The 17,133-nt window shown below is 69.0% G+C and carries 13 protein-coding genes; 12 read left to right on the plus strand and 1 reads right to left on the minus strand.

Annotated elements, in window-relative coordinates:
* Window positions 1-6 precede the first annotated feature (6 nt).
* Entirely contained in the window at window positions 7-2,931 is a 2,925-nt protein-coding gene (locus tag DSX2_RS02190; protein WP_172640001.1) for a chemotaxis protein CheB, read from the minus strand.
* A gap of 850 nt (window positions 2,932-3,781) precedes the next feature.
* Between DSX2_RS02190 and DSX2_RS02195 the strand changes: the two genes are divergently transcribed.
* From DSX2_RS02195 to DSX2_RS02250, 12 genes are all read left to right on the plus strand, one after another.
* Window positions 3,782-4,024, plus strand: coding sequence for a rubredoxin (locus DSX2_RS02195; protein WP_020879397.1), 243 nt, complete (start codon window positions 3,782-3,784; stop codon window positions 4,022-4,024).
* 37 nt (window positions 4,025-4,061) lie between these two features.
* Window positions 4,062-4,868: a phosphatidate cytidylyltransferase gene (locus DSX2_RS02200; RefSeq protein ID WP_020879398.1), complete on the plus strand. Its 807-nt coding sequence runs from the start codon at window positions 4,062-4,064 to the stop codon at window positions 4,866-4,868.
* A gap of 23 nt (window positions 4,869-4,891) precedes the next feature.
* On the plus strand, window positions 4,892-6,097 hold the full coding sequence (locus DSX2_RS02205; protein WP_020879399.1) for a 1-deoxy-D-xylulose-5-phosphate reductoisomerase: 1,206 nt from the start codon (window positions 4,892-4,894) through the stop codon (window positions 6,095-6,097).
* A 1-nt stretch (window position 6,098) separates the two neighbouring features.
* Window positions 6,099-7,202, plus strand: a complete 1,104-nt coding sequence (gene rseP / locus DSX2_RS02210) for an RIP metalloprotease RseP (protein WP_020879400.1) — start codon at window positions 6,099-6,101, stop codon at window positions 7,200-7,202.
* Window positions 7,168-8,097 (plus strand): tRNA (adenosine(37)-N6)-threonylcarbamoyltransferase complex dimerization subunit type 1 TsaB, encoded by a 930-nt coding sequence (gene tsaB / locus DSX2_RS02215; RefSeq protein WP_084486371.1) that lies wholly within the window; start codon window positions 7,168-7,170, stop codon window positions 8,095-8,097. Before rseP ends, tsaB begins: the two co-directional genes overlap by 35 nt.
* Before the next feature lie 139 nt (window positions 8,098-8,236).
* The gene (locus DSX2_RS02220) at window positions 8,237-9,130 is read left to right on the plus strand and encodes a flagellin (protein ID WP_020879402.1); all 894 of its coding nucleotides are present in this window, start codon (window positions 8,237-8,239) and stop codon (window positions 9,128-9,130) included.
* 202 nt (window positions 9,131-9,332) lie between these two features.
* Window positions 9,333-10,223, plus strand: coding sequence for a flagellin (locus DSX2_RS02225; RefSeq protein ID WP_020879403.1), 891 nt, complete (start codon window positions 9,333-9,335; stop codon window positions 10,221-10,223).
* 185 nt (window positions 10,224-10,408) lie between these two features.
* A complete protein-coding gene (fliD, locus tag DSX2_RS02230) occupies window positions 10,409-12,145 on the plus strand; it encodes a flagellar filament capping protein FliD (RefSeq protein WP_020879404.1) in 1,737 nt (578 codons plus the stop codon).
* Between the two features lie 13 nt (window positions 12,146-12,158).
* Window positions 12,159-12,968: a flagellar export chaperone FliS gene (fliS, locus tag DSX2_RS02235; protein WP_020879405.1), complete on the plus strand. Its 810-nt coding sequence runs from the start codon at window positions 12,159-12,161 to the stop codon at window positions 12,966-12,968.
* 154 nt (window positions 12,969-13,122) lie between these two features.
* Complete coding sequence (locus DSX2_RS02240) at window positions 13,123-14,493, plus strand: family 2 glycosyl transferase (RefSeq protein WP_020879406.1); 1,371 nt, start codon at window positions 13,123-13,125, stop codon at window positions 14,491-14,493.
* 62 nt (window positions 14,494-14,555) lie between these two features.
* Complete coding sequence (locus tag DSX2_RS02245; RefSeq protein WP_020879407.1) at window positions 14,556-15,341, plus strand: nitrilase-related carbon-nitrogen hydrolase; 786 nt, start codon at window positions 14,556-14,558, stop codon at window positions 15,339-15,341.
* A gap of 103 nt (window positions 15,342-15,444) precedes the next feature.
* Entirely contained in the window at window positions 15,445-17,085 is a 1,641-nt protein-coding gene (locus tag DSX2_RS02250) for a YIP1 family protein (protein WP_020879408.1), read from the plus strand.
* Window positions 17,086-17,133 lie beyond the last annotated feature (48 nt).

Here is a 17,133-nt window from a genome sequence, read left to right on the forward strand (position 1 = left end):
TCCCCCCTAGAGCGGTTTCTCGCTGATGTCCCTGAACGCCAGCAGAATGAACGCGGGATCGGTCTCCTTGTACTCCACCTGCCTGGCGTTGAGCAGGAAAGTCCTGTGTCCCAGGCGGGGGAAGTCCGCTTCCACGCGGTAGTTCTCGAGCATGGTCCGGCCGGGGATGATATCCTCCAGCAGGCGCCTGAGCTCGGGGATGTCCCAATCCCCGCCGTTGAGCTTGTAGAGCTTGACGCCGATGGTCTTGTCCGGCGCGGCCATGAAGGTGTTGAAGAAGGCGGCGTTGGCGGAGTGGATGCGCAGGTCGGGCCTGAGGACCAGAAGCGGCGTGCCGATGGTTTCGGTGACGGCCTCGGCGTAGAGCCGGGCCTCCTTCTCGGCCAGGGCGGCCTGCTTGATCTCGGTGACGTCCGTGAAGCTGACCACCAGCCCGTCGATGACGTTCTCGCTGGTGCGGTAGGGCCGGATGCGCAGGCGGAACCAGATGCCGTCAGTGGTCCTGACCTCGCTCACCCTCTCGTTCAGCGTGTCCAGCACGGCCCGCGCGTCCTCGGCCAGGCCGTCGTAGGCCAGGCGGTGGGAGATGTCGGTCACGGGGCGGCCCAGGTCCCGCTCCTCGGTGAGGTTGAAGATCTGGCGGACGGCAGGGGTGAAGCGCTTGATGTGCAGTTTCTCGTCCAGGAAGAGGATGCCCACGTCCGTGGCCTGGAAGAGGTTCTTGATGTCGTTGTTGATCTTGGTCAGTTCCTCGTTCTTGCGCTGGATCTGGACGTTGACCTGCTCGAGCTCCTCGTTGGTGGACTGCAGCTCCTCCCGCGAGGTCTCGAGCTCCTCGTTGGTGGACTGCAGCTCCTCGTTGTTGGCCTGCTGCTCCTCGTTGGCGCTCTTCAGCTCCTCGTTGGAGGTCTCCAGCTCCTCGATGGTGGCCTGCAGGTCCTGGCGCACGGAGTGCAGCTGGCGCTCCAGGGCGGCCACACGGGCGTCGGCCTCGTCCTCGGCGTCGGGCTCCTCCCCGCTCCAGGCGCGGTCGCTGAAGATGACCAGCAGATAGTCCGGCCCTCCATCGGGCCGACCGGCAGGCATGATGTCCACATCCACCCGCCGGGCTTGGCAGCCGTGGCGGACGAACAGCCCCTCGCTCCTCCAGGGGCGGCCGCTGCGGCGCACCTCGCGGATGCCCGCTTCCAGGGCCTCGTGCACGGTACCGCGGGCCATGGACAGGACGTCGAAGGTCGCCTCGCCGATGGGCGGGGCGAGATAGAGCTCTGTATCGCCGTGGAAGTAGGTCACCTGGTCGCGCCAGTCCAGCAGGACCCCGGCCGAGGAGTATTCGAGGAGCGCGTTTTCGGTGATCTGCCGGTAGTTGACCTGTCCGCCCCCAGCCCCGTTCCCGTGCTCCGGCGCGCCCCCCTGCCTCCGGTGCGCGTGGCTCGCGCCGTCGGCCGCATCCGGCGCATCCGGCGCATCCCGCCGATGGGCCTGCTCGAAGATGTCCTTGTCGATGAAACGCTGCACCGCGCGGCTGCTCGTGGTCCCCTTGCGGGCGCGGAATATCTTCCACTTCTTGTCCTCGAGCTTGAAGAGCTCCACGAAGTCGCCGATGCCCTCCGAGGTGCCGAGCATGAGGCAGCCCCCCGGGGTCAGGGCGTAGTGCAGCATGGGAATGATCCTCTGCTGCAGCTTGCCGCCCATGTAGATGAGCAGATTGCGGCAGGTGATGACGTCCAGGCGCGAGAAGGGCGGGTCGCGCACCAGGTCGTGCACGGCGAAGATCATCATCTCGCGCAGGAAGGTCTTGACCGTGTAGCTTCCCTTGCCCTTGACGAAGAAGCGCCTGAGCCTCGACGCCCCCACGTCCGCCGCGATGTTGTCGGGATAGACGCCCTCGCGGGCCCTGTCGACGGCATGGTCGTTGATGTCCGTGGCGAATATCTTGACCTTGAGCCTGCGGTCCGCCTCGTCCATGGCCTCGGTCACGAGCATGCCCAGGGTGTAGGCCTCCTCCCCGGTGGCGCAGCCCGCCACCCATATGCGGATGCCCTCGTCGTCGCGGCGCTCCTTGACCAGAGGCACGAGCACCTCCTTCTTGAGCCTCTCCCAGGCCTTGGGATCGCGGAAGAAGTTGGTGACGTTGATCAGCAGGTCGCGGAAGAGGGACTCCACCTCCTCGGGGTGGTTGACCACGTAGCCGATGTACTCCGTGATCGTGTTGATCTGGTGCATGGCCATGCGCCGGGAGATGCGGCGCTGGATGGTGTTGCGCTTGTATCCGCCGAAATCGTGCCCCTTGGCGTAGCGGATCTTGCGCAGCAGGAATTCGACGGCGCTCTCGTCCTGGCTGGCGTCGCCCGCAGGGGGCTTTTCGGCCCCTGCCAGATAGGGATGCACCATGTAGCGCGCGAGTTCCCGGCCCATCCGCTCCACGGGAAGGATGAAGTCCGCGAGCCCGGTGTCGATGGCGCGGGTCGGCATGGAGGAATACTCGGCCTGGTCCTCCTGCTGGACCATGATCATGCCTCCGGCCGCGTTCACGTCGCGCACGCCGAGAGAGCCGTCGCCGCCCGCGCCGGACAGGACCACGGCCACGGCCCGGGGCCCCGTCTCCGCCGCCAGGGAGCGGAAGAAGCGGTCGATGGGCAGCGAGATCGCAAGGCCATCCGTCCGCCTGAGGCGGATGCGGCTGCCCTCGAGTTCGACGTCGTGGTCCGGCGGCCTGAGAAATATCTTGCCCGCCTCGAGCATCATCCCGTCCTCCGCGGTGACCACGGGCAGGCTGGTGTAGCGGGCCAGGATATCGTCCATGAGGGAGGATCGCGTGGGGTCCAGGTGCTGGACGACCACGAAGGCCGCGTCCAGCTTTTCGGGAAGATTGCGGAAAAAGCCTTCCAGGGCCTTGAGCCCCCCGGCCGAGGCGCCGATGCCGACCACGGTGAAGCCCCCGGCCTTGAGGCCTGCGGCCTGCGCCGGATCACGCGCATCCCCGGCCTCCTCGTCTTCCCGCTCCGCGCGGGATGCCTCCGCCTCCGGCAGCTTCTCTCCCCGGCGCCCCGGATCGGCTGCCGCGGGTTCCTCGCGCCCGGCTTCGCCGGACGTGCCGTCCCCCGCGAGGCGGCCGGGAGAGCTGGAGGATTCGGAGAATTCGGAGGATTCGAGGGCTTCGGGTGATACAGGAGAATCAGGTGTCGCGAGAGAATCGGACGCGCCGGATCGCTTCGCCGGGACCGGCGGCTTCCCTTTCGCGCGCCCGGAACGGGCCGGTGCCTTGGATTTTCCCGCGCCGTCCGAATCGTTCTTCTTTATCGGGCTCACTTTTTTCTCCTTGCAACTACTTATGGATACACAAGATGGGGTTATTGTAAAGGTGCCGCCCCGGTCTTTTCTCCGAAAACTGTCCCGACCCGTCGCGGGGGGGGCGGCGAGGGAGCTCCCCGACGCATGCCGCATGCCCGTCCGGCGTCCGGCCGGATTCCTGACGATTTCCCGACGGCCGCCTTCAGGCGGCCGTCCGCGCGGCGAAATCGCCTGCAGGACAGGCGCTTCCTGTCTAGCATCCGGACCGGCATCGGACCAGGGCAAAACACGCTCCCGGATACGTGCGCCCGCTCGGCCAGGACCACGCCGAGGCGCACGAGGCGGCCTTTGCGGCCGCCCGCCTTGCCACGCCCGCGGAATCCCGCTAGGGTGCGCGGACGTCGGACGCCGTGGGCTCCGATTGACTTCCCGGGCAGGCGCTTTAGAGTTGCGAGGGATCCCGCCATCTTCAAACCGGGAGGCGAACATGGCTGCTCCTGAAGAGATGTATCAGTGCCAAACCGTCAATTGCGGCTACGTGTACAACCCGGACAAGGGCGACAGGAAGGGCAAGGTTCCCGCGGGCACGAAGTTCGAGGACCTGCCGGACGACTGGCGCTGCCCCGTGTGCGGGGCCACCAAGAAGTGCTTCCGCCCGCTGGCCGGGCCGGGCTCCACCGCGCAGGCCCGGTGCGAGCGCCCCACGGTGCCGCCGCACGGCTCGAACTGAGCCGCCCCCCCCTGACCCGTGGCCCGGAGGCGCGCTAGTGGCCGCGCCGAACCTGCGCGCCCGCGTGGCCACCTCGGCCGTGCTCGTCCTCGGCCTGGGCCTGGTGCTCATGGTCGGCGGCTGGGCCACCTTCGCCGCGGCCCTGGCCATCTCGCTCCTCGGCCTCACGGAGTTCTACGGACTGTTCTGGCGCGAGTGGGCCGGCGTCGGCAAGAAGGTCATCGGCGCCGCCTGCGCGGTGCTGCTCTTCACGGCCGCCCGCCACGACGACCCCCTCTACCTCATCCTGGTCCTCTCGGCCGGGCTGTGGCTCGGCAACCTCTTCTTCCTCTACTGCTTCGGCAGGAAGCCGAACGACGCCTTCTACACCAACGCCGCCGTGCTCACGGCCGGGCTGCTCTACGTGCCCCTGCCGCTGGCCCTGCTCATGTACATGCGGCCCGCGGAGATCGTCTTCGTGCTGCTCGCGGTCGTGGCCTCGGACACCGGCGCCTACTTCGCGGGCTCGCAGATCGGCGGCCCCAAGATCTGGCCCACGGTGAGCCCCAAGAAGACCTGGGCCGGAAGCGCGGGCGGCATGGCCGCCTGCGTGGCCGTCTGCCTGCTCTTCGGCCGGGCGGCGTCCGGCGCCCCGCTCGCGGCCCTGGCCGTCGCGGCCGTGGTCCTGAACCTGGCCGCCCAGTTCGGCGACTTCTTCGAGTCCGCGCTCAAGCGCTGGCTCGGGGTCAAGGATTCCGGCACCATCCTGCCCGGCCACGGCGGCGTGCTCGACCGCATAGACGGCCTGCTCCTGGCCGTGCCTGTTTACGTGGGGCTGCGCGCCCTGTATCCTCTCTTCACGTAATCCTGATCCAGGGGTTTTTTTCCGTGCACAGCGTCTACATATCCCCCATCCCGGAGCGCACCCCGTGCAGGAGGCCGCGCAGCCTCGCCGTGCTCGGCAGCACCGGCTCCATCGGCACCCAGGCCCTGGACGTCGTGGAGGAGCATCCCGAACGCTTCGAGGTGGTCGCCCTGGCCGCCGGACGCAATGCCGAGCTCCTGGCGCGCCAGGCCATCCGCCACCGCCCGGGGCTGCTCGCGGTGCTGGACCGCGACACCGCGGACAAGGTGCGCGCGCTGCTGCCCGCGGGCTACGCGCCGCGCATCCTGGCGGGCCCCGAGGCCTACGTCGAGGCCGCCACCCTGCCCGAGGCCGAGATGGTGCTCTCGAGCATCGTGGGCGCCGCGGGCCTGCCGCCGACCTTCGCGGCCGTGGCCGAGGGCAAGATGGTGGCCCTGGCCAACAAGGAATCCCTGGTGCTGGCCGGGCACCTCATCCGCGAGGCCTGCTGCCGAAGCCGCGCCTCCATCCTGCCCGTGGACTCCGAGCACAACGCGCTTTTTCAGGCCTTCTGCTTCGAGTCGGCCGCCTCGCTGCGCCGCCTCGTGCTCACCGCCTCGGGCGGCCCGTTCCGCGGCAGGGACAAGGCCTTCCTCGAGCAGGTCACCCCGGAGCAGGCCCTGGCGCATCCCAACTGGAGCATGGGCGCCAAGATCTCCGTGGACTCGGCCACGCTCATGAACAAGGGGCTCGAGGTCATCGAGGCCTGCCACCTCTACGGCCTGCCCGAGCACCGCGTGGCCACGGTGGTCCATCCGCAGAGCATCGTCCACTCCCTGGCCGAGTACGTGGACGGGTCGCTGCTGGCCCACCTCGGGCCGCCGGACATGCGCGTGGCCATCGCCTACTGCCTGTGCTTCCCGGACCGCGTGCCCCTGGCCGTGACGCCCGTGGACCTCGTGCGCCTGGGCAGCCTGACCTTCGAGGAGCCCGACACGGAGCTCTTCCCCTGCCTGCGCCTGGCCCGCGCGGCCTACTCGGCCTCGCAGAGCCATCCCATCGTGCTGAACGCCGCCAACGAGGTCGCGGTGGCCCTGTTCCTCTCGGGCGCCCTGTCCTTCCTCGGCATCCCCCGCCTCATCGAGGCATGCCTGGAGCGCCACCGGGGCCGGACCGTTCCGGACCTGGAGACGGTGCTCGAACTCGACCGCGAGGCGCGCGTGCGCGCCCGCGAGCTCTCCGGAGTCTGACGTGCGCGACGCGCTTGCCGTGATCCTGGTCCTTGGCGGCCTCATCTTCTTCCACGAGCTCGGCCACTTCATCCTGGCCCGGGTCTTCGGCGTGGGCGTGCGGGTCTTCTCGCTCGGCTTCGGGCCGCGCCTCTTCGGCCTGCGCGCGGGCAAGACCGAGTACCGCCTCTCCCTCGTGCCGCTGGGCGGCTACGTGAGCATGGTGGGCGAGCATCCGGAGGAGCATCCCGAAGGCCCCGCGGACGGGAGCGACGACGACACCGAGGGCTTCGAGCCCCACCAGTTCTTCAACCGCAAGCCCGCCTGGCAGCGCATGTGCATCGTGGCCGCCGGGCCGTGCTTCAACTTCCTGCTCGCCTTCCTGGTCTACTGGGCGCTCATCGCCACGGGCAACAACGAGGCCCTGAACATCCTCGTGACCACGGTCCATCCGGACACCCCGGCGGCCGAGGCCGGGCTCCACCCCGAGGACCTGATCACGGCCGTGAACAACAAGCCCCTGTGGTTCGGCGACGAGCTCACCGAGCGCATCAAGGAGAAGCCCGACGCGCCCATCCACCTGACCGTGGAGCGCGACGGCAAGACCTTCGCCGTGGACCTGACGCCGCGGGTCATGACCCGCACCCTGCCGAGCGGCTCCACGGTCACCCGGCCCATGATCGGCGTGAGCTACGGCTTCCGCCCCGTGCATCGCGAGGCGGGCTTCGCCGAGGCGCCCGTGCTGGCCTGGCGCAAGTTCACCGCGCTCACCGGCAAGATCCTGCACGGGCTGTGGGAGATCGTCACCGGCGCGGTCTCGACCAAGGAGATCGGCGGGCCCATCTTCATCGCCCAGGTGGTGGCGGAGTCGGCCAAGCAGGGCCTGGCCACGGTGCTGCAGATGGCCGCCTTCCTCTCGGTCAACCTCGGGCTCATCAACCTGCTGCCGATCCCGGTGCTCGACGGCGGCCACATCCTGTTCTTCGGCCTGGAGGCCGCCTCGGGCAAGCCCGTGAGCACGCGCGTGCAGGGCGTGACCACGCGCATCGGCCTCTTCCTCCTGTTCATGCTCATGGCCCTGGCGATCTACAATGACATCGTCCGCTCGTTCTTCGGCCCGGCCTAGGGCCGCCAAGGCGGCGCCCGCGCGCGACCTGCTGCTGGTCCTCGGCGCGGCCGAGGACAGGCTGCAGATCGTGGCCGGACGAAGGGAGGGGACGGGCGTGGTCCTGGAGGCGGCCCAGGAATGGCCCTCTCCCGGACGGGCCATGGCCCTGCTCGCGCCCTGCCTGCAGCAGCTCCTGCGCCTGCTCGGCGGCTTCCAGCGCCTTTTGGGCATCGCCTGCGTGCGCGGCCCCGGCTCCTTCACCGGCATCCGCGTCATCCTGTCCACGGCCGAGGGGGTCATGGCCGCGACTGGCGTGCCGCTGGCCGGGCTCGAGCTGCCGGACCTGCTGGCCGAGGCCGCGCCGCGCCGCTGGCCGGAGTCCGGAGGCACGGCAAGGTCCGACGAGGAATCGGGAACGGAAATTTCCACCCTGGCCGTGGTCACCTACGCCCGGCGCGGCCAGGTCTACCTGCGCCTCTACGGGCCCGCCGCCCCCGCCGCCCCCGCCGATCCCGCCGATCTCGCAGATCTCGCAGACGAAGGCGGCGCGCCCTTCCACCCCCTGGGCCCTGTGGCCGCGCTCACGGCCGGGGCCGCCCTCGAGGTGCTCTCCGCCCTGCCCGGCCCGGTGCACGCCCTGGGCAGCGGGCTGCGCAAGAACGCCGACGTCTTCCTCTCCCCGGGCTCCCCCCTGATCGTCCTGCCCGCCCGCCTGGACTCGCCCGCGCCCGCGGCCATGCTCGCCGTGGCGGCCAGGGCCGAGTACGCCTCCCGGCCCGTGGAGCCGCTCTACGTGCGCCCCTCGGACGCCGAGGAGAACCTGCCCGACATCGCCGGTGCCCGCGGGCTTCCGGCCGACGAGGCGCAGCGCCTTCTCGCGCTCTTCCGCGACGCGATCCTCCCGAAAAATTGAGCTCCCGCTAAAGATCGCCCCCTCGTCTGCCGATCCTTGATGATGAAGGCAGGAATGCGGCCACGGACATGAACGTCCCCCGGGGAAACGGCCGCATCCCTATGGCAAGGATGCCAGCAATCATTCAAGGAGGAAGACCATGTCTCTCGTCATCAATCACAACATGATGGCCATGACCGCGGCCCGCAACCTGGGCACGGCGTACAACAACCTGAGCACCTCGGTGAACAGGCTCTCTTCGGGCCTGCGCATCAACAGTTCCGCGGACGACGCCGCCGGGCTGGCGATCCGCGAGCTCATGCGCTCGGACATCTCCGCGCTGAACCAGGGCGTGCGCAACGCCAACGACGCCATCTCGCTGATCCAGACGGCGGACGGCGCGCTGCAGGTCATCGACGAAAAGCTGATCCGCATGAAGGAACTGGCCGAACAGGCGGCCACGGGCACCTACAACTCCGACCAGCGCCTGATCATCGACTCCGAGTACCAGGCCATGGCTTCGGAGATCACCCGTATCGCCAGCGCCACGGACTTCAACGGCATCTACCTGCTGAACGGCCACCTGTCGTCCTCGACCTTCTCCGGCTCGGGCCTCACGTCCACCGGCAAGCTGAAGGTCCACTTCGGCGCGGGCAACGACTCGTCCGAGGACTACTACTACATCCAGATCGGCAACTCCACGGCCTCCGCCCTCGGCGTGGGCCTGGGCGCCTCGTCCGGCACCGACGGCCGCTCCATCTCCACCCAGGAGCTGGCGCAGAAAGCCCTGGACCAGATCAACAAGGCCATCGTCTCCAAGGACAAGATCCGCGCCAACCTGGGCGGACTGCAGAACCGCCTGGAGAACACGGTGACCAACCTGCAGATCCAGGCCGAGAACCTGCAGTCCTCCGAGTCGCGCATCTCCGACGTGGACGTGGCCACCGAGATGACCGAGTTCGTGCGCCAGCAGATCCTGTCGCAGTCCGCCGTGGCCATGCTCTCGCAGGCCAACAGCCTGCCCAGGATGGCCATGCAGCTCATCCAGGGCTAGCCCCGAAACGCCTCGCACGCCCAAAGCCCCGGGTAACGGCAATCCGGCCCGTCCGCTCACGCGGACGGGCCTTTTTTTTCGTTTCACCCCCCTAAAGGGTTTTCGAAAACATCCGATATGGCGGGCAACAGCAGCTCAGCCGGGAATGGGTCCCGCGAGCTTCCGGCAAGGACGCCGGAACACACCTTCAAGGAGGAAAACCATGTCGCTCGTCATCAACCACAACATGATGGCCATGACCGCGTCCCGCAACCTCAGCACGGCGTACGGTCACCTCAGCACGTCGGTGAACAGGCTCTCTTCCGGCCTGCGCATCAACACCGCTGCGGACGACGCCGCCGGCCTGGCGATTCGCGAGCTCATGCGCTCCGACATCTCCGCGCTGAACCAGGGCGTGCGCAACGCCAACGACGCCATCTCGCTGATCCAGACGGCTGACGGCGCCCTGCAGGTCATCGACGAAAAGCTGATCCGCATGAAGGAACTGGCCGAACAGGCGGCCACGGGCACCTACAACTCCGACCAGCGCCTGATCATCGACTCCGAGTATCAGGCCATGGCTTCGGAAATCACCCGTATCGCCAGCGCCACGGACTTCAACGGCATCCACCTGCTGAACGGCCACCTGTCGTCCTCGACCTTCTCCGGCGCGGGCCTCGAGTCCACCGGCAAGCTGAAGGTCCACTTCGGCGCGGGCAACGACTCGTCCGAGGACTACTACTACGTCCAGATCGGCACCTCCACGGCCTCCGCCCTGGGCGTGGGCCTGGGCGCCACCGGCTCCGCCGGCCGCTCCATCTCCACCCAGGAGCTGGCGCAGAAGGCCCTGGACCAGATCAACAAGTCCATCATCTCCAAGGACAAGATCCGCGCCAACCTGGGCGCCCTGCAGAACCGCCTGGAGAACACGGTGACCAACCTGCAGATCCAGGCCGAGAACCTGCAGTCCTCCGAGTCGCGCATCTCCGACGTGGACGTGGCCAGCGAGATGACCGAGTTCGTGCGCCAGCAGATCCTGACGCAGTCCGCCGTGGCCATGCTCTCGCAGGCCAACAGCATGCCCAGGATGGCCATGCAGCTCATCCAGGGCTAATCCGGGCCGTAGGCCGGATCATCTCCGGCCTAAAGACCCGACGCCTCAAAGCCGAACAGGAAGATATGCCCGGCCCCCTCGGGGGCCGGGCCCCCCCGGGGGCGGGGGGTGGAGGTTGGCACCCCTCTTGCTAACCACCCCGCGGGAACCTTCCCTCGGAAAAATTTACCCAAGCGGTTCGGCGTATGGTCAACGATACTCTCACATCAGGCGGCATCCACTTCACGGGCCTCGGTTCGAACACGGACTTCGACTCGATCATCGACAAGCTGATCCAGGTCGAATCCGCGCACAAGAACCAGCTCACCGAGTGGCAGGCCACCTGGCAGCAAAAGCAGGCCGGGTTCCAGGACCTGAACACCAAGCTCCTGACCCTGCAGACCACCCTGCAGGGCATGGACCGCGAGAGCGAGTTCCTCCTCAAGAACGCCGACTCCAGCAACCCGGACGACCTCACCGCCACGGCCAGCGCCGACGCCCAGGAAGGCTCCTACGTCTTCACCATCAACCAGCTGGCCAAGACCCAGATCGTGACCATGACCGGGACCTCGGCCTCCTCCCTGGACGCCAAGGTCAACGCCACCGGCTCCGCGCAGACTTTCTCCTACAACTACCAGGGCACGGAGCACTCGATCAGCGTGCCGGACGGCACCACCTTCTCCACGCTCATCTCCATGATCAACAACGACGGCGCCAACCCCGGCGTGCGGGCGAGCTCCATCAAGATCAGCGACGGCGTCTACCAGCTGCAGCTGCGCGGCCTGGACACCGGCGCGACCAACACGCTGCTGGTCAGCTCCAACACCACCCTCACGGGCTACACCGCGAGCAACGCGACCGTCACCCAGACCGCCCAGGACGCCCAGTTCAGGCTGGACGGGTTCCCCAGCAACGCCTGGCTCTCCCGTTCCACGAACACCATCGACGACGTGGTCAACGGGCTCTCCGTGCTGCTCAAGGCGACGAGCGCGGGCAGCGACGTCACGGTCAGCGTGTCCACGGACACGGCCGCCATCAAGCAGCAGATCCACTCCTTCGTGGACCAGATGAACGACGTCCGCGCCTTCATCCTCTCGCTGACCAAGTTCGATGCGCAGCAGAAGAAGGGCAGCCTGCTCACGGGCAACTACGGCGTGGAGATGGTCTCCTCCAACCTGAAGAACATCGTGGCCTCCAAGGGCATCGGCTTCAACTACTACAACTCGACCACGGGGCAGGGCGACGTCTACACCACGCTCTCCCAGCTCGGCATCCTCACCGAGGCCGACCCGGGCTCGCCGAACGCGGGCCTCCTGACCGTGGACGACGCGGCCTTGGACACGGCCCTGCAGAACAACCCGGACGCCGTGGCCGAACTCTTCTCGGGCTACTACGACGGCTCCACCACGGTCAGCCAGCCCGCCTCCAACGCCGCGGCCTTCTCCTACGCCTCGAGCATCGCCGGGAGCACGCAGGGCGGGACCTACAACGTCTCCTACACCGTGGCCGGCGGCAGCGTGACCGGGGCGACCATCGACGGCTACGCGGCCACCTACGACTCGAACACGCACCAGCTCACGGCCAGCAAGGGCCCGGCCGGGGGCCTCGCGATCTCGGTCAACAGTCTGGTGGACGGAAGCTACTCCGGTACAGTGTCGCTCAAGGTCGGCAAGGCCACGGAACTCATCGACCAGATCAAGCAGCTGACCAACAGCACCGACGGCACCCTGCACATCCTGGAAGACAACTATCAGGACATCATCGACGACATCCAGACCAAGATCGACTACGAAAACAACAGGTTGAGCGACAAGCGCCGCGCCCTGACGGACCAGTTCGCCAGGCTCGAGAAAACGCTCAGCAACTACAACGGAATCCAGAGCGCGCTGAACAACGGCATCAGCCAGATGTCCTCGTCCAGCTCGTCGTCTTCCTCCGGATAGCACGAGGTGATCCATGCAACAGAACGCGACGCGGGCCTACATCGCAACGCAGGTGACCACGACCACCCAGGCCGACCTGCTCATCATGCTTTACGACGCGGCCGTGAAATATCTTGCCCAGGCCAAGGAGCGCATCGCCGAGCGCGACGTCAAGGCCAAGGGCCAGCTCATCACCAAGGCCCTCGACATCATCAACGAGCTGCAGTCCTGCCTGAACAAGGAAAAGGGCGGCGAGATCGCCGACAACCTCTCGCGCCTGTACTTCTACTGCAATTCGCGGCTGCTCATGGCCAACCTGAAGATGGACACCGAGGCCATCGACCAGGTCGTCAACATCCTGCGCGGCCTGCGTTCCGCCTACGCCGAGATCAAGGACACCGCGGGCCTGGACGCCGCCATGGAGCAGGTCCGGGCCGCTCCGTCCAAGCCCATGGGCCTCGGATTCGGCGCCTCGGCCACGGCCGCGGCCATGAAGCTGCAGGCCGGAAAGCCCCAGCCCGGAGCCCGGCCCGAGACGGGTGAGGCCGAGTCCGGAAAGGCACAGCCCTCCCAGGTCTCCCAGCAGGTCTACGGCCGCAGGGGCACCCAGCCCCAGGCCAGGCCCGCGCCCCAACCGGCGCCGCAGGCAGAGGCAGCGGCCGCGCCCGCGGCCACGCCCCAAAGCGACCCGCAGAATGTCCCCCAAGGCATCCCGCAAGACATCCCGCAGGACGTTCCGCAAGACGCTCCGCAGCAGCCGCTCCAGCCCCAGGCCGCTCCCCGGCCCGCGGCCATGAACGCCCGCCGCGCCGCCGCGGCCTACGGCTCCACGCCGGGGAACTGACGCCCGCGCAGCGGAAGGTGCACAACGCGGCGGAGCGGGGCGGCCGTCGGCAACGCGGCCCGCGCCCTCACCGCGCAGCGGAGCGCGGGCGAGCTTGCCGTGCGCTGCGCGCGCCTCCTTGCGGCAAAGCCCGCACAGGGCTATGACACGCCGCATGAGCGATCTGCTGACCGAATACAGCCGCGAGACGCTGCGCTTCCGCCTCGGATCCGAGGCCCAGGCCGCGCCCTCCGCGCTTCCCCAGCCACCCGACGACATCGACGCCCTCCTCGGCCGCGTGCTGCGCGCCTGGGAGCGCGAAAAACGCACGAACGTGGTCCTCTTCGGCCTGGCCTCCGGCGCGCTGGCCGCGCGCCTGGCCCAGAGCCTGCCCCAAGACGTCTCCCTGTGCGTGAGCGAGCCCGACCCCGCGCTCGCGCAGGGCCTGCTCGCGGCCGGACGCCTCGACTGGTGGGACGAGGACGGCTCCCGCGTCTGCCTCGCGGACACCTCGCCCTGGGCGCACAAGCTGCTCTGGCTGCGCCAAGGGCTCGTGCCGCAGACGGCCTTCGACATCGTCAACCCCGAGCTTGCGAGCGAGCTGCGCGACAAGGCGCTGCTCCTGCGCGAGGCCTTCCACGCCGGACGCCTGCGCGCCGCCGTCTTCGGCGCCGACCGCACGGCCGAGCGGCCGCGCGTGACGCTCGCCGCCATCCTGCGGCCGGACGAGCCCGGACTGTCCCGCTTCTTCGCCCAGGCCCCCTCCTGGCTCGCCCGCGTGGCCGTGCTCTGGGACGGCGCGCCGCCCGCCGGGGACTTCGCCCCTGCCCTGCCGGACGGCGTGCGCCTGATCCAGGCCGCGCGGCCCCTGGGCGGCGACTTCGCGGCGCAGCGAAACGCCCTGCTCGACCTCTGCGGGGCGGGCGCCGCGGGCGTTGCGGACGGCGAGGACATCCAGGCCGCCCTGGACAGGATCATGGCCGACAAGGACGCGCACGACCCCTGGGCCATCGCGGCCGCGGACAGGGCCCTGGCCGCGGCCGACGCCACGGAGTGGATCCTGACCCTGGACGGCGACGAGCTTCTGCCCGAGGCGCTGTGGCAGGCCCTGCCCGGCCTCATCGCCCGGCTCACGGCGGAAAAGGCCGTGGCTGCGGCCTTCCCGCGCCTGACCCTCTATCCGGACGCGGACCACGCCAAGTGCGGCTACGGCCTGTGGCCGGACCTGCAGCTGCGGCTGTTTCGCGCGGACGGTGGGGGTGACGGGGGCAAACCCCGCTACGAGCGGCCCGTGCACGAGCGGCTGACCGGCCTCGCGGGCCCCGTGGCCGTGGTCCTGGACGGCTCGATCCTGCACGAGAGCGCGCTGCGCAAGTCGCCCGAGGAGCTCGAGAAGAAGCTTCAGGGCTTCGACGCGGCCGGAGGCGGCGGCGTGCGCCACGTGCTCTCCGGCGAGTACCCGAGCCTGCCGCTCGCGGCCCTGCCGGGCGCCGGGCCCTTCTCGCCTCCGCTGCGCCTGCTTGTGCTCGACAAAAACCCCGTGTAAGGGCTTGCCCGTTCTTGCGCGCCCCTGACTTCGCGCCTTCGCCGCGCAGAGGAGCCTTGCCGATGGACATCTATCTCGGCGCCTGCCAGACGCCGGTCTTCGCTTCCTGGGACGACCTTCTCCCCTTCCTGGAAATGGCCGCCTCCTTTTCCGAGCCCACGCTCTGGGTCTTCCCGGAACTCTTCTACGGCGGCTTCGACTACGAGAACCGCCTGGCCTGGGCCGAGCGCTCGGCCGAGCTCCTCGTCCGCCTGCAGGACTTCTGCGACGGGACGCCCCATGCCCTGGCGGGCAGCCTCATGGAGCTGCGCGAGGGCAACCTCTACAACTCGCTCTTCCTGGTCTCCGGCGAGCACGATGCGCCGCAGCGCATCTACAGCAAGATCCACCTCTTCCCCGGGGTGGACGAGAGCCGCTACTTCACGCCCGGCGAGCCCTGCCCCCGCCCGGCCGCGTGGCGGGGCCTCTCGGTCGGCGGCGCGATCTGCTTCGACCTGCGCTATCCCGAGCTCTTCCGGCTGCAGGCGCGGCAGGGCGCGGACGTCTTCGCGGTCTGCGGGCAGTGGTCGCAGTCGCGCCTGCCCCACTGGCGCCGCCTGCTCACGGCCAGGGCCATCGAGACGCAGAGCTACATGCTGGCGGCCAACGCCGTGGGCGAGTCGCCCTTCGGCTTCCTGCCGGGCTATTCCTGCCTGATCTCGCCCTGGGGCAAGCTGCTCTTCTCCTGCCACCGCAAGGCCGTGGCCAGGCGGCTCGTCTACGACCCGAAGCTGGTGGAGCGCTCGCGCAAGCTGTTCAACACCCGCGAGACGGAGCATTTCCAGGTCACGGGCCGCGCGGCCCGCTGACCGCGGCGACGCCAAGTCCAAGCCCTGCCTTGATTTAACGAGTCCGTGAGAGTAGGTTTCATTTTTTCCGCTACCCCGAAAGCCCCCCAAATCGGATGGCGCCATGGACATCACGTGCCCCAAATGCGGCTTCACCCGGACCATTCCGGATGACAAGATACCTGACGAAGCGGTTCGGGCGACCTGCCCGAAATGCAAGCATAAATTCCAGTTCCGCGAGCTCCCCGAGGACTTCGTGCTGGAGGCGGACGGCGAACCGCTGCTCCCGCCCCTGCTGAAGCCCGCCGCGCCCGAGCCCTCGCCGACACCCGAGCCCAAGCCCGAGCCCAGGCCCTTCTTCAGGCCCGAGCCCGAGGCTCCCGCCGCGCCCGAGCCCCCTGCCGCCGCCTCCAGGCGGTCCGCCGGGGAGGCGGCGCCGCGCCGTCCGCTCATCCCCTGGGACGCGGGCGAGGAGGCGCAGGAGGAGGACAGGACCGGCCACGACGCCTCGGCCTCGTCGCTGCTCCGGCCTCCGCCGCGCGCCGCGGCCCCGGGCGAGCGCGAGGGACGCCGCGAGGAACGCGAGGACCCCCTGAGCAGGCTCATGCGCGCGGCCACGCCCCCGGGCAGCGAGGTCGACGCGGCCGACACCGGCGACGACGTGGTCTCGAGCCTGCTCGGCCGCCCCGCCGCCCCGGAGCGTTTCACGCCCGGTTCCGCGAGCCCCGAGCCTGAGGAGACGGAATTCAACGAGTCGCGCTTCTTCGCCGGAGCCCGCTTCAGCATCTCGGACGAGGCCGCGGACAAGGCGGCTGACACGAGCCGGGCCGGAGAGCACGGCGCGGGACTGGGCCTGCTGCGCCCCGGCCCCAAGGAAACGGCGAAAGGACGCACGGAAGAGACCGGCGGATCGCGCTCCCTCCTGACGCCGCCCGCCGGGCCCTCGGCCGCGCGGGACTCCGGATCGAGCCTCCTCTCGGGCCCCAAATCGGGCCAGACATTGGGCCAAACGCCGGGTGCCGCCCCGGGCGAGTCCGACCGCGACGACATCTGGCGCAAGCTCGAGAGCCTGGAGGAGGCCGACGCCTCCGCGGCCGCGCAGGGCCCCTCCCGTGAGTGGATGCCCGAGGGCGGCGAGGAGCTCGAGGTCGAGGCCCCCTGGGAGAGGCTGGACAAGCACGGCTTCTTCGGCGGGCTGTGGCGCACCACCACCCGGGTCATGTTCCACCCCGGGCTGTTCTTCGACGCCCTGCCCGTGAACCGGGGCCTGGGGCGTCCCCTGGCCTTCTACGTGCTCATGACGCTCGTAGGCTACCTGCTCATGCTGCCCTGGGCCATGACCACGGTGGACGTCATCGTCGCGCAGATCGGCTCGCCCGTGCTCAAGGAGTGGGCCGAAACCGTGCTCGGACCGCGCAACCAGCTCCTGCGCACGGCCATCCAGCCGGTGCTCTCCACGCTGCTGCTCTTCTTCTACGCCTCCATCCTGCACGTCAGCCTGTTCGTCTTCCAGGGCGCCAAGCGCGGCTTCGAGGCCACCTTCCGCGCCCTGGCCTACAGCGCCGCGCCCATGATCCTCTTCGTGATCCCCTTCGTCGGGCCGGTGCTGGCCGAGCTCTGGTCCCTGGCCGCGCTCATGGTGGGACTGCGCCGCACGCACCGCACCAGCTACGCCCAGGTGATCCTGGCCATGCTTCTGCCGGTGGCCGCGGTGGTCATCCTGACCTTCGCCGTGGTCTTCGCCCTCTCCCAGGGGGGCTCGTAGGTCCGGCATGGTTGTTGCTTCGAGCAGGCCCAATTACCGGCGAACGGA

Source organism: Desulfovibrio sp. X2, assembly GCF_000422205.1.
In the GTDB taxonomy this organism is placed as follows: domain Bacteria; phylum Desulfobacterota; class Desulfovibrionia; order Desulfovibrionales; family Desulfovibrionaceae; genus Alkalidesulfovibrio.

Coding starts and splice junctions, on each gene's coding strand:
- DSX2_RS02225 (WP_020879403.1), top strand. CDS start 9,333: ATGTCGCTCGTCATCAACCACAACATGATGGCCATGACCGCGTCCCGC.
- fliS (WP_020879405.1), top strand. CDS start 12,159: ATGCAACAGAACGCGACGCGGGCCTACATCGCAACGCAGGTGACCACG.
- DSX2_RS02240 (WP_020879406.1), top strand. CDS start 13,123: ATGAGCGATCTGCTGACCGAATACAGCCGCGAGACGCTGCGCTTCCGC.
- DSX2_RS02250 (WP_020879408.1), top strand. CDS start 15,445: ATGGACATCACGTGCCCCAAATGCGGCTTCACCCGGACCATTCCGGAT.
- fliD (WP_020879404.1), top strand. CDS start 10,409: ATGGTCAACGATACTCTCACATCAGGCGGCATCCACTTCACGGGCCTC.
- tsaB (WP_084486371.1), top strand. CDS start 7,168: ATGACATCGTCCGCTCGTTCTTCGGCCCGGCCTAGGGCCGCCAAGGCG.
- DSX2_RS02245 (WP_020879407.1), top strand. CDS start 14,556: ATGGACATCTATCTCGGCGCCTGCCAGACGCCGGTCTTCGCTTCCTGG.
- DSX2_RS02195 (WP_020879397.1), top strand. CDS start 3,782: ATGGCTGCTCCTGAAGAGATGTATCAGTGCCAAACCGTCAATTGCGGC.
- DSX2_RS02220 (WP_020879402.1), top strand. CDS start 8,237: ATGTCTCTCGTCATCAATCACAACATGATGGCCATGACCGCGGCCCGC.